Here is a 12,486-nt window from a genome sequence, read left to right as displayed (position 1 = left end):
GCTAAAGTGTTAGAATAATTATTTATCGCAGCTGTCTTAAAAAAGGCAGCTGCGTTTTTTTATGCAATCTAATAGAACTATTGAGAATATGGATTATGAAAATATGATGCTTAGTGATGTTATTAAACAAGAGAGTAATTTATGGATTGAAATATTATAAAGTTAAAATCCAATTGTAAAAATAGATAAGAACTTAACGGGATAAGTAATGCTGTGTATAAAATGTGAAAAAAAGTTTCAAATTGTTGTAAGAAAAATCAAATATAATACATTAATTTACATAATAGTTTTTCAAAGGAGTGTATAATAAAAAGATGAAATTATGTAAATACTTGTTTTTACTTCGGAGTGAAGTAAAAATAAAAACATATAATGAGACACCTTATGAAAATTTATGCTATAAAAATTTTAGATATTAGCTAAGAAAAGTTAGGTAAATTATGTTTATTGATTGATTCAGAGAGAAAATGTAAGATTGAAAAATTTATTAATTAAAGAGGAGGAAGTATTGAGAATGTTGTTTGAAAAAGTTGCCGAATGGAAGAAGGAAGTCTTAAATAAGAGCAATGAACAAAGCTATGGAATTATCAATGACCCAAAACTTTTTCTTATTATCAACAGTTTGCTAAATAAAAATGGAAACTTAACTTTAGAAGAATATACAGAGCAAGGCAGCAAGAAGTACATTAATATTTTAAAAGTAGTAAATACTTTATGTTATAAGGTTAGTGACTTGAAAGAAACTCTAATAGAGTTTAATCCAACACTTGAAATGGAATGTTCCAACAATAGCTTTTGGTCAGTAAATGAAACAGAATATAAGATTGATGTCTATCCTAGAGAGAGATTTGGATTTTCTCAATTTCATAACATGTTTAAAAACGTGGATATAAAAAACTTTCAAATGGGAGATGTGGAGTGCACAAATAGCTTTGAAAGATATTTGGAACTTCAAGCAGAAAATAGGACAGACTATCTAGTGTTATTGGGTAAAAAAGGATGGCCTAAAAAACCAGCTATCAAATTTAAGCAAAAAGAAGAAGGCGACATTCTTACTAGAAGAGTGAAAATTTTAGAGCTTAATAAAAAGAATCTCATTGGAAGCATTGAGGAAATAACAAAGGAAAAATATGATAAAGTTCAAATTAATCGGTTGCCGCCTTTCTATAAGAGGAAAGATAGGGTTGTTTGTATTGATAAAACAAGGGGATATATTTTTGGTGTAAGTTACTCGGAGGCAAAAACAGTAACAAAGGACAATAGCAGATTTAATCAAATAGAAGCCGAATTTTGGAGTAAATTGATTAATCAAAATGAAGACCATGACATAGATTGGAGAGCTGTGGATCGAAGTCATCGAGAGTTAGTAGAAGCCATTCAACACAAATTGGTCAATGAAAATTTTGAATATAAGTCACCAGGAGGTAGAAAATATGATTGGTTATCAGAAGTTGGGAAGTCAAGCAAGGCAGTTAAATTGCAAGAGATTGTTTAATGAGGAAGAATTAAATGAGAATACAAAAAATACAGCATGGGAATTTGCTTCTAAGAATGAAGATGACGATTTTCATACTGATGTGGTATTTTTAAGAACAGCTTGTGGTGAAATTGCAGAGGAAATCGAAGATTATCACAAAAAGACTCTTCTCATGTATAAAAAATATTGTGGAGAATTCTACTTTACAAAAGAGAATACAAAACGCTTGTGCCATGGAATTATAGACAAGCTTAAAAATGATGCAAATTGGAGAAGGGAGTTTAATAGAAACATATATACTACAGCAGATGGATTGTTTAATGTCTATGATGGAATAAGAAGAGAGGAACTTGTAGATTTAAGTCTTGAGGAGCTTTATACTTTATATGAAAAGCAGCATAAGGCACAAATAGAACTGTATAAAAAGTGTTGGATTGCTGAAGTAATTCAAGTTCCTGGAGTCGGATTAACAGATTATTTATTGAATTACTTAGAAAGCTTTGGTCTTAATGAAGAAAAAGCAGAAGAAGTTTTCTATAGCTTAACAAGAAGTCATAAGGATTCTGTTTATGTTGAAGAAGAAAAGAAAATTATTGAAATTGCTGAGTATGTATTAGAGAATCCTAAATTAAAGAAAGTTTTCCAAGAGCCATTAAAACATTTAAGGACTTATATCACACCTTGGATTCACGGAAAAATTGAAGAAATTCAAAGTAGATATGGGTATTTAGGCTATCATGGTTTTGGGGATAGGGAACCTTACCGTAAAGATGAATATATAACAAGAGTGAAGGACTATGTTGTAAATCCTTCTAATATAACCATAGAAAGAGATAAGTGGGAAAGAGACTTGCAACAGCAAAATGAAGAAGTCATAAGATTAAGGGAAAAGATGGATACTCTACATAGAGAACTATTTGAAATGTATGGTGAGCTTGCTGTATCAAAGGCTTATAGAAGGCTAGCACAACTTAAGAATTTTTATTTCTTAGACTCTATGTTAGGAGTTATTGCAAGAAGATTAGATTTGCCAGAGAGTTATTTCAGATTTATGGTGCCAGAAGAAATTATAATACTTCTTAAAGGAGAAAGAGAAAAGATAGATTTTCAAAATATAGAAGAAAGAACATCTGAAATGGTATATATGGTTCTGGATGGAGAAGAATTGATTTTTGTAGGAGAAGAAGCTAAGAAGCTAAGAAAGAAAATGGAAGCCGTGGAGGAAGAACCTACTTCAAATATTTTAAAAGGTCGTTCTGCTTGCATGGGATGCTGCAAAGGTAGGGCTGTTGTTGTGGAAAGAAATAAGGATGTTCATGATTTCAGATGTGGAGATATATTGGTTTCCTTAGAGGCCGATCCGGATTTGATTCCATTAATGAAGATTGCAGGGTCTATTGTAACGGATCAAGGTGGAATTACTTGCCATGCAGCAGTAATTGCCAGAGAATTTAATATACCTTGTGTAATCGGTACTATAAATGCAACAAAGCTTATTAAAACTGGAGATATAGTGTCTGTAGATGCATTTAAAGGAGAAGTTATCGTTGAAAATTAAGAAGGATCACAATTTTTATAAAACCTTATTTTCAATTGGAATTCCAATAGCCATACAAAGTCTATTTTCAACTTCATTGAATATTGTTGACAGTCTCATGGTTGGTGGATTACAAGAAGAAGCATTGGCAGCAGTTGGACTTGCAAATCAATATTTTTATTTTTTTATTCTTATAATATTTGGGATATGCAGTGGTTCTGCTACTTTTACTGCACAGTTCTGGGGTAACAAAGATATTAAAAATATAAAAAGAACTCTAGGAGTGGTACTAGTCTCCTGTGGAATCATTAGTTTAATTTTTACATTAGGTGCAATTCTAATTCCACAGCATATAATGAGAATATTTATAGAAGATATTGAGGTAATTGAGCTTGGAAGTACATTTCTAAGAATCATCGGCATGAGTTATATAATAACTAGCATTTCTTTTGCCTATTCAACTTCTTGTAGGTCAATAGGTGAAACGAAAGCTATTATGAAAGCAAGCACCATTTCATTAATATGTAATACAATCCTAAACTATGTATTGATTTATGGAAAATTTGGAATGCCTGCAATGGGAGTTAGTGGATGTGCACTTGCAACTTTGATTGCCCGAATTGTGGAATTGATATTAATATTAAGATTTGTATATGGAAAGAATACAGTTCTAGCTGCAAATTTACAAGAACTATTAGATATATCAAAAGATTTTATTGTTAAATTCTACAAAACTACTTTACCTGTAATTTTTAATGAAGCACTTTGGTCTTTAGGGGTTATTACTTATTCTATTGCTTATGGAAGAATAAGTACTGCAGCAGTGGCCGCCATTCAAATTTGTAATGTAGTCCAAAATCTATTCATGATTGTTGCAAAAAGTCTTTCTACAGCCTCAGCAGTAATGATTGGAAATAAAATAGGTGAGAATGACGATGATGCTGTGAAGCTATATGTAAGAAAGTTTTTTGTACTGAGTATTGTTTTGGGAACTGTCACTGGTATATTAATGGGACTTCTAGCTCCTGTTTTCGTAAGTTTTTACAATATAAAACCTGAAGTTAAAATAGAAGCAATTCAAACTTTATACGTAATAGGAGTATATTTGGCTATAAAGTTTTTTAATGTAATTATGGTAGTGGGATTTTTCAGAAGCGGTGGAGATACAACTTTTGCCTGTTTATTGGATGCGGGAACAGTATGGATAATAGGAATTCCCCTAGCTTTTGTAGGTGTTTTAGTATTTAACCTTCCATTACATTGGGTGGTTGCTTTAATATCCTTGGAAGAATTGATTAAGGCACTGATTGGCCTGCCGAGAATTATATCTTATAAATGGGTGAGAAATGTGGTTGAAGATATGAAGCAGTGTTACTAGGTTATTTATATTAATCATATTATATTTTAAAGTTTTGATTTTACGGCTCATGGGCTTTGCTTGTGAGCCTTTTACTTATCCAAAAAGCAAGAGAAAAAGCTTGAAGAAATAATAGAGAAAAAAGTAAGAAAAAAACAAATCGTAGAGGATAATCAAGGGAAATAACAGAGATCGGCTGGAAAATAGAATTTAACCTAGCAGGTCTGTTTTCCATGGAAAAAACTCATGTTCATTGATACAATAGGGATAGTATATTTTCATAAATAAATATGCAATAATGGTACTAATAAAGATAGTATATAAGTTGTAATAAAGTTTCTACACTATAAATTAATTGATATGAGCTTCATATTATCCCTGCTCAGCTCTGCATAAGTTCAACTAGAGATTCCTTTGCTCTGCAGGAATCTAAGTTTACACTTAAACCGTTTCGAAACCTTGATTTACTAAAGCTCTATTCAATAAAAAATCTAAAATACAACAACTCACTACGTTCGGACAGGTTGTATTTCTTAACGATTTTTTCTTTCATAGAACTTAAGTAAATCTAAGCTTTCTGCAAATGGTATTCGCAGTAATAATATGAAACTCAATTTCAACAATTTATTAAACATACTTATAATATAAATTATCTTTATTATAACTTATATATATTAGGCTCATTAGGTTCTCAGAATAATAATGGCATAAATTCTTTGGAAAATATTAACTTCAATATTATAATAATGGGAGTGAATTAGATTGAAAAATAAAATTAAAGTACATTTTATGGGGATATGTGGAAGTGGAATTGCACCTATAGCAATTATAGCAAAAAATATGGGTTTTGAGGTATCAGGATGTGACTTGAATGTTTCGGGTTATTATAGTGATATCCTTATAGAAAATAATATAGAGATTGTAAAAGGTCATGATTTAAAACATATAGAGGACATTGATATTTTAGCTATATCACCTGCTATTTTAGATATTTCTCCTAATCATCCAGAAATTATAGAAGCTAGAAAAAGTGGAATTTTAATGACATGGCAAGAATTTTCAGCTAAATATATACAAAATGAAAAGTTTGTTATTTCTATTGCAGGTACTCATGGTAAATCAACAACCACAATTTTAATGGGGCTGGTTTTGGAGAATGCAGGACTAGATCCAATTGTTGAAGCAGGGACAATTTTTAGGAAGTGGGGAGGGGGATATAGAATAGGAAAGTCAAATTATTTTGTCTGTGAGGCAGATGAATTTAATAATAATTTTCTAAATTATAGTTCTTCCATAGCTATAATAAACAATGTTGAAATGGATCACCCGGAATTTTTTAAGGATTTAGATGAAGTTAAAGACTCTTTTAAGAAGTTTATAAAAAAGCTTGAAAGATCCAAAATTTTAATTGTTAATGAGGAAAGTATAGCTCTTAGAGAAATATTATATGAATTAAAAGATTGGATGGAAGAAGAACAAGTAAGAGTTATAGGATATTATATAAATAATAGGTTTGAGTTCCCTTTTGATATGGAATATAAAGCAGTTTTAGGTACAACTACCTCTGAATATTCAACATATAAAATAATAAATGGGGAGGAAGAAAATGATTTTCAGTTAGGATTAATAGGCAAACATAACATTGAGAATTCTTTAGGTGTATTAATTGCTGCTTTAGAGTTAGATGTTGATATAAATGTAATAAAGGATTCCTTTGAAAATTTTAAGGGAATAGGAAGAAGATTAGAATTAATAGGCGATATTGAAGAAGTTAAGATTTATGATGATTTTGCTCATCATCCTACAGCGGTAGCATCAACATTAGATTCAATTAAAATTAGTTATCCAGGGAAAAAAGTTTTTGCCATTTTTGAACCACATCAACTTTCAAGAATAAAGCTGTTTTTTAATGAGTTTGCAGTAGCATTAAAGAAAGCAGATAGAGTTATTATTTCAAAACCATTTTTAGGAAGGGAAGCAAATAAAAATATTGAGCCAATCAATTTAGAAGTGCTGGCTAATGAAATAAATATAAATACAGCAGAATATATAGAAAACTATGATGAAATATGTAATAAAATTGTTAGTGAAGTTAAAAGTGGAGATATAATTATAGTTTTTGGAGCTGGTGAATCCTATAAATTATCTAGAAAAATCATTAATGTATTAAAAGAAAAAAGCAATCAGGAGAGTAGATAATACTATAGAATAAGAAATTTGAGGTTAAGACTGAAGTGGTAACCTCAATATTGATTTAAGGGGGATATATCTATGTCAAGGAGACCTAAGATTAGAATTACATTGATTGATAAAAAGGGAAAAGGTGGATGTCATCATGGGCATAAAGTAGGAGATAGCTTTGACTTTGATACAGAAAGAGGGAATTTATGTCCTATGGCGTGTCACGTTGCATTCCCATATATAGATATACTACGTTATGGCGGAACAGTACCAGGAGGTAACAGTGAAAATGAATGTGTTTTCTGTTGTCCAGATGTAGAAGTAATCAATGTTTTTAAAATAGAAAAGATAGCAGATTAATATATAAACGAAATCCCTCACAGAAACATCTGTGGGGGATTTAAAACGTTATTCTGATAAAGGAAGAGCGATAAGCTGTATTTATAAAAGACTGTATGGTTTTTGGTATGACTTTGAACCTCAGAAAGATAAGATAAATTATGTACCATCCAATGAAAATATTTATTAAATTTAATAGTAAATTTGTCTGCTACCATTGATGGTATCATTGATGACAGCGGTCAGGCATTCTACAGCTTTCCTCGTGTCCCTCTGTTCAATGTAATCACATAAAATAACTGTATTGTTGTGTAAAGATTCTAAACCATATAATCTACAGAAACGTTCCCACAAGGATAGAATAGGAACTTTAAATGAGGAGAAGATTAGAGGCATCAGTGTATTTCCGGAAAGGAAGGCAAGCTCATGCTGGAAGCGAAAGGCGAGCTCAGAAGCTACCTCTGGAGAATCTGCCTCTTCCATTTGCTTCACATAATCTTTTAATATGGCAACTTCATCATCTGTAATTTTGGGAATACATAATTCTACCGCAAGGGAATCAAATGCGATTCGAAGCTCCAGAATGGAACGTATTTCTGCTTCTCTTAATATTCCACCGTTATAATTCATAATGGAAATCAAAGTCTCCATAGTTCCATTTCTACGATAGTCAGCCACAAAGGTACCGACTCTTGGCTTAATCAATAAAAAGCCTTTTCTGGCCAGTTCGGAAATGCCGGCATTGACTACAGCTCTACTGACCTGCATGGATTCAGCAAGTTCCCTTTCAGGAGGAAGCTTTTTCCCGATGGGGAGTTTGCCGGACAGAATCATGGTCTCCAGTTCCTTAATAAATAATTCTTTTAACGATGGTGAACTCAATTTTTTAAACTCCATATGGTTTTGTCACTCCTTTAAGCTGGCTGTGGTATGTGCACAAACCAATAATAATTATAATGTAATATTAATCCAAAACAGGAAACAAATCAATAGAAAGTATAGAAATAATGGGAAAAATACTATATAAAATATGTAAATCTTGACAAATAAAGCATAATTATGTTAATATTTTGTCAAAGCCATCCGTGTTATACTGGTATGACCAGAGAAACAGAGGGCATAAAATGAGCAACGAAACCATTCTAGGATGGTGAACGTTAAGCCAATAGGGGGAGATTTAAAATGTTTATATTCAATTATGAAGGCGGTGCATCCGCAATTTCTGTCTGGCTTGTTTGGATATTAGTATTTATTTTGTTATTTGCTTTAAACGAAGTAACAAGAAGATCCACTGTAGCAGGATTTTTCTGCTTTATTATTATGCCTATTGCACTTTCTGTTCTCTGGTTTACGGTATTGAGTGATACTACCTATACCGACTGGTTCCATCTTGCTAAGGTATATTCTGCTATTGCAGGTTGTATTGGTTTTTGGTGTCTTCGTCACTTACATGGAAAAAATAAAAAAACCGGGAAAGAATGGCGTCTTTCCGATAATCGTATTGCTCTTTGTTTTCCACCCTTAATTCTCGCAATCAATATTTGCGAAGCAGTAGTTCGTGATATTGAAATAGGTCTTAACTATACACAGGGTGGAATTCTTGCTGATGGATCAATGTATGTACTTGGCGGCCCATGGAACTTCATGAATGCAGCAGCAGGTATCATAAATATAATTACCATCACTGGGTGGGTTGGCATCTGTATCCGTAAGAAAACTGACAAAGATGGAAGCCAGGATATGTTATGGCCGGATATGATGTGGTTTTGGATTGTAGCTTATGACCTTTGGAATTTTGCATATACTTATAACTGCTTACCAGGTCATGCATGGTACTGTGGATTTGCTTTATTGTTAGCTCCTACTCTATGTGCATTTACCATTGGCAAAGGTGCTTGGTTACAGCATCGTGCCCACACATTAGCACTATGGTGTATGTTTGCACAAACCGCCCCTGCATTCATTGATAAAGGGAAATTTGCTGTATCTTCCACATATAATACCACTATATTAACCATCTGGAGCGTTGCAGCATTAGCAGTAAACATTGGAGTATTGGTTTTCATGATTTACAAGACTGTAAAGACCAATAGAAATCCATACAAAGAGGAACTTTATATAGATGTGAAGAAATATCAGGAAGTAAAAGCACTTGCTGAATAGTAAAATATTTGGAGGTTAGAGGTATGAATAATTTTAGAGTTCTTGAGATTAAACAAAGTGTTTTTGAAGACAATGATCGCCAAGCGAATTTGCTTAGAGAAGATCTGAAAAAAGAGAAAACTTTTCTGCTCAATTTAATGTCATCACCGGGTTCTGGTAAAACAACAACCCTTACAAGAACAATTAATACTTTAAAGGATGAAATGAATATAGGCGTCATGGAAGCAGATATTGATTCTGATGTTGATGCTCACACTATTTCCGAAACCGGTGTAAAAGTAATTCAATTGCATACAGGTGGTATGTGCCATCTTGATGCAGATATGACAAAACAAGGATTAATAGGCCTGGGAACCGATAATATAGATTTTGCTATTTTGGAAAATGTGGGAAATCTGGTATGCCCTGCGGAATTTGATACTGGTGCATCAAAAAATGCAATGATTCTAAGCGTACCTGAAGGCGATGACAAACCGTTAAAATACCCTTTGATGTTTTCAATTGTTGATGTTCTTTTGATAAACAAAATAGATGTATTAGAATATTTCGATTTTGATATAGAAGCATGCAAGGAAAGAGTAAAGAAATTAAATCCCAATATTAAAATTATTCCAATCTCTGCAAGGACAGGTGAAGGAATTGAAGAATGGACAGATTGGCTCCGTGCTGAAGTGAAAAAATGGAATGAAAATTAGTATTATTATAATTCCAATTGGGGGGTAAAAAATTATGATTAAAGAAAAAGTACTTGACCTTGCCAATCATATTAGTAACAAAAAGCGTGGTTCAAAAAATGAAGTTAAATCGACAGATCCAGAATATATGATTCTTGAACCTGTGGTTACAGAGGAAATGGCAGAAGTGGCACTTTGCATGAAGATACGTAAAAAGGCCACTGCAAAGGAGCTTGCTCTTTTGTGTGGTAAATCTGTAGAGAAAACAGAAAAACTCTTATTGGAGTTAGCAGTTGCCGGTGTTTGCTTTGTTAATGAAATTGATGGCGTAGATAATTTCTGGTATGACACTTGGGTTCCTGGCATTATGGAAATGATGGTTAACAACAAGGAAAACGTTGCAAAGTATCCGCAAATTGCTGAAGCTTTTGAAGCATATGGAAGAGTGAGAGGACCAAAAACCGCTGGTAGTTTTCCTGTAGGTGTAGGTCTTATGCGTGTTATCCCTATCGAAACAGCCATTGAGGGTGAAACCAGAAAAGCATCTTATGAGGAAGTTTCTAAATATCTCAATGAAAACCATATCTTCACAGTTTCGGATTGTTCTTGCCGTACAGCAAGAGAAGTTATGGGAGAAGGCTGCGGGCACCTGAAGGAAGATATGTGTATTCAGATGGGGCATGCTGCTGAATACTATATCCGTACAGGCAGAGGCCGCCAGATTAGCCGTGAAGAAGCTTTTGAGATTATTAAAAGAGCCGAAGAAAACGGTTTGATGCATCAGATACCGAATTTGGATGGTTCAGGAAAAACTCACGCAATCTGTAACTGCTGCGGATGTTCCTGTCTTTCTTTGAGAACTGCTGAGATGTTTATAAACGCTGACATGGTACGTTCAAACTATGTGTCACATGTAGATAAAGATAAATGTGTTGCCTGTGGAGAATGTATTCAAAATTGTCCAGTTAATGCATTGCAATTGGGTCAAAAGTTGTGTTCTAAAACACCAGTCACTGAGGCAATAAAAAGGAAAGAGACTCCACGTGATACAGAATGGGGTCCAGATAAATGGAATCCGGATTATCGTACCAATAGGAAAAATGTAGTTGACACCGGTACGAGCCCTTGTAAAACAGAATGTCCTGCTCATATTGCCATTCAGGGTTATATTAAGCTGGCATCTCAGGGAAAATATACAGAAGCACTTGAGCTTATTAAGAAGGAAAATCCCTTCCCGGCAGTATGCGGACGTATCTGCCCGAGGAAATGTGAGTCTGCTTGTACTAGAGGAGATATTGATGAGCCAATTGCTATTGATGAAATCAAGAAGTTCATTGCTGAACAAGATTTAAACATGGATCGTCGCTATGTACCTAAACGCAGACATGAATATGGTAAAAAAATTGGGGTTATTGGTGCAGGTCCTTCCGGTCTCTCTTGTGCTTACTACTTAGCCATTGACGGTTATAAGGTAACAGTGTTTGAAAAACAGAATGCTCTTGGCGGCATGTTGACCCTTGGAATTCCGTCTTTCAGACTTGAAAAAAATGTAGTTAATGCAGAAATTGACATTTTAAGAGAATTAGGTGTTGAGTTTAAGACAGGTGTTGAAATTGGTGTGGATATAAGTCTTAATGACTTAAGAAGTCAAGGATATGAAGCCTTCTACCTTGCAATCGGTGCTCAGGCAGGCAGGAAGCTGGGCATAGAAGGTGAAAATGCGAAAGGTGTTATCACAGGTGTTGATTTTTTACGAAATGTAAGTCTGGGCGACAACTCCAAACTTGAAGGAAAGGTAGTTGTAATCGGTGGCGGTAATGTTGCTATCGACGTTGCAAGAACCGCTGCAAGAGTTAATGCTTCAAAAGTAGATATGTTCTGCCTTGAAAGCCGTGAAGAAATGCCAGCTCTTGAAGAAGAAATCCACGAAGCTTTATCCGAAGACATTACAATCAATAATTCCTGGGGTCCAAAGTATGTTGTTACAGAAAATGGACGCGTTGTTGGCGTGGAATTTAAAAAATGTGTTTCGGTTTTCGATGAAAACGGAAAGTTCAATCCGAAGTATGATGAAAATAATACAATAGTTGTTGATGCAGACCATGTATTGCTTTCAGTAGGTCAGGCAATGGATTGGGGTAACTTGATTACAGACAGCAAGATTGAATTAAATCCTAACAAGACAATCAAAGCGGATCCTGTTACATTACAGACAGGAGAGCCTGATGTATTTGCCGGCGGCGATGCATTTACAGGTCCTAGATTTGCTATCGATGCTATTGCTCTAGGTAAAGAAGGTGCAATTTCAATCCATCGTTATGTTCATTCCGGACAGAGTTTAATTATCGGCCGTGACAGGAAAGAGTATCATTCCTTAGATAAGTCAAAAGCTGTATTTGATGGATATGATACTCTTCCAAGGCAGCAAGCAAGTCATGCTGATGTCAATAAATCTAAAGAAACCTTCAAGGATTTACGTGGTACCTTTACAGAAGAGCAGATGAAGAAGGAAACAGAACGTTGCCTTGGCTGCGGTGCTACTGTTGTGGATGAATTCCTATGTGTGGGATGCGGTCAATGTACAACTAAATGTAAGTTTGATGCTATTTCACTTGTCAGACAATATGATGGTGAAGGCGTAGCCTATGAAGATCTAAAACCAGTAGTTATTAAACAAGTTCTTAAACGTAAAGGTAAAATTACAGTTAAAAAGGTTAAGAAGTTATTTACAAATGGTTAATCGTAAAGCTTTTACCAA

At 33.9% G+C, this 12,486-nt stretch carries 9 protein-coding genes; 8 read left to right on the top strand and 1 reads right to left on the bottom strand.

Annotated features, from left to right (window positions below):
- Positions 1–514: 514 nt before the first annotated feature.
- From ACI48Q_RS12405 to ACI48Q_RS12385, 5 genes are all read left to right on the top strand, one after another.
- Entirely contained in the window at positions 515–1,495 is a 981-nt protein-coding gene (locus tag ACI48Q_RS12405; RefSeq protein ID WP_474919396.1) for a hypothetical protein, read from the top strand.
- Positions 1,434–3,035 carry a PEP-utilizing enzyme gene (locus ACI48Q_RS12400; protein ID WP_474919395.1) on the top strand — a complete coding sequence of 534 codons (1,602 nt, stop codon included), beginning with the start codon at positions 1,434–1,436 and terminating at the stop codon, positions 3,033–3,035. The genes ACI48Q_RS12405 and ACI48Q_RS12400 overlap by 62 nt, the downstream gene beginning before the upstream one ends.
- On the top strand, positions 3,025–4,392 hold the full coding sequence (locus ACI48Q_RS12395; protein WP_474919394.1) for an MATE family efflux transporter: 1,368 nt from the start codon (positions 3,025–3,027) through the stop codon (positions 4,390–4,392). Before ACI48Q_RS12400 ends, ACI48Q_RS12395 begins: the two co-directional genes overlap by 11 nt.
- Positions 4,393–5,133: 741 nt before the next feature.
- A complete protein-coding gene (murC, locus tag ACI48Q_RS12390) occupies positions 5,134–6,570 on the top strand; it encodes a UDP-N-acetylmuramate--L-alanine ligase (protein WP_474919393.1) in 1,437 nt (478 codons plus the stop codon).
- Between the two features lie 72 nt (positions 6,571–6,642).
- Positions 6,643–6,912, top strand: coding sequence for a TIGR04076 family protein (locus tag ACI48Q_RS12385; RefSeq protein WP_474919392.1), 270 nt, complete (start codon positions 6,643–6,645; stop codon positions 6,910–6,912).
- Between the two features lie 171 nt (positions 6,913–7,083).
- Here the strand turns inward: ACI48Q_RS12385 and ACI48Q_RS12380 are convergent, their stop codons facing one another.
- Complete coding sequence (locus ACI48Q_RS12380) at positions 7,084–7,788, bottom strand: FadR/GntR family transcriptional regulator (RefSeq protein ID WP_474919391.1); 705 nt, start codon at positions 7,786–7,788, stop codon at positions 7,084–7,086.
- A 285-nt stretch (positions 7,789–8,073) separates the two neighbouring features.
- Between ACI48Q_RS12380 and ACI48Q_RS12375 the strand changes: the two genes are divergently transcribed.
- From ACI48Q_RS12375 to ACI48Q_RS12365, 3 genes are read left to right on the top strand one after another with little or no spacing between them, the layout of a single operon-like run.
- Positions 8,074–9,054, top strand: coding sequence for a DUF5692 family protein (locus ACI48Q_RS12375; RefSeq protein WP_474919390.1), 981 nt, complete (start codon positions 8,074–8,076; stop codon positions 9,052–9,054).
- A gap of 23 nt (positions 9,055–9,077) precedes the next feature.
- Positions 9,078–9,749, top strand: coding sequence for a hydrogenase nickel incorporation protein HypB (gene hypB / locus ACI48Q_RS12370; RefSeq protein ID WP_474919389.1), 672 nt, complete (start codon positions 9,078–9,080; stop codon positions 9,747–9,749).
- Between the two features lie 34 nt (positions 9,750–9,783).
- Positions 9,784–12,468: an FAD-dependent oxidoreductase gene (locus ACI48Q_RS12365; RefSeq protein WP_474919388.1), complete on the top strand. Its 2,685-nt coding sequence runs from the start codon at positions 9,784–9,786 to the stop codon at positions 12,466–12,468.
- Positions 12,469–12,486 lie beyond the last annotated feature (18 nt).

The sequence above is a fragment of the Clostridium sp. LXY-7 genome, from assembly GCF_056172015.1.
Note: the sequence above shows the minus strand (reverse complement) of the source record. Positions and strands in the feature narration are given on the sequence as shown.

Excerpts from the sequence above, each read along its gene's own strand:
- hypB (WP_474919389.1), top strand. The coding sequence starts at position 9,078 with ATGAATAATTTTAGAGTTCTTGAGATTAAACAAAGTGTTTTTGAAGAC.
- ACI48Q_RS12385 (WP_474919392.1), top strand. The coding sequence starts at position 6,643 with ATGTCAAGGAGACCTAAGATTAGAATTACATTGATTGATAAAAAGGGA.
- ACI48Q_RS12405 (WP_474919396.1), top strand. The coding sequence starts at position 515 with ATGTTGTTTGAAAAAGTTGCCGAATGGAAGAAGGAAGTCTTAAATAAG.
- ACI48Q_RS12400 (WP_474919395.1), top strand. The coding sequence starts at position 1,434 with ATGATTGGTTATCAGAAGTTGGGAAGTCAAGCAAGGCAGTTAAATTGC.
- ACI48Q_RS12380 (WP_474919391.1), bottom strand. The coding sequence starts at position 7,788 with ATGGAGTTTAAAAAATTGAGTTCACCATCGTTAAAAGAATTATTTATT.
- ACI48Q_RS12365 (WP_474919388.1), top strand. The coding sequence starts at position 9,784 with ATGATTAAAGAAAAAGTACTTGACCTTGCCAATCATATTAGTAACAAA.
- ACI48Q_RS12375 (WP_474919390.1), top strand. The coding sequence starts at position 8,074 with ATGTTTATATTCAATTATGAAGGCGGTGCATCCGCAATTTCTGTCTGG.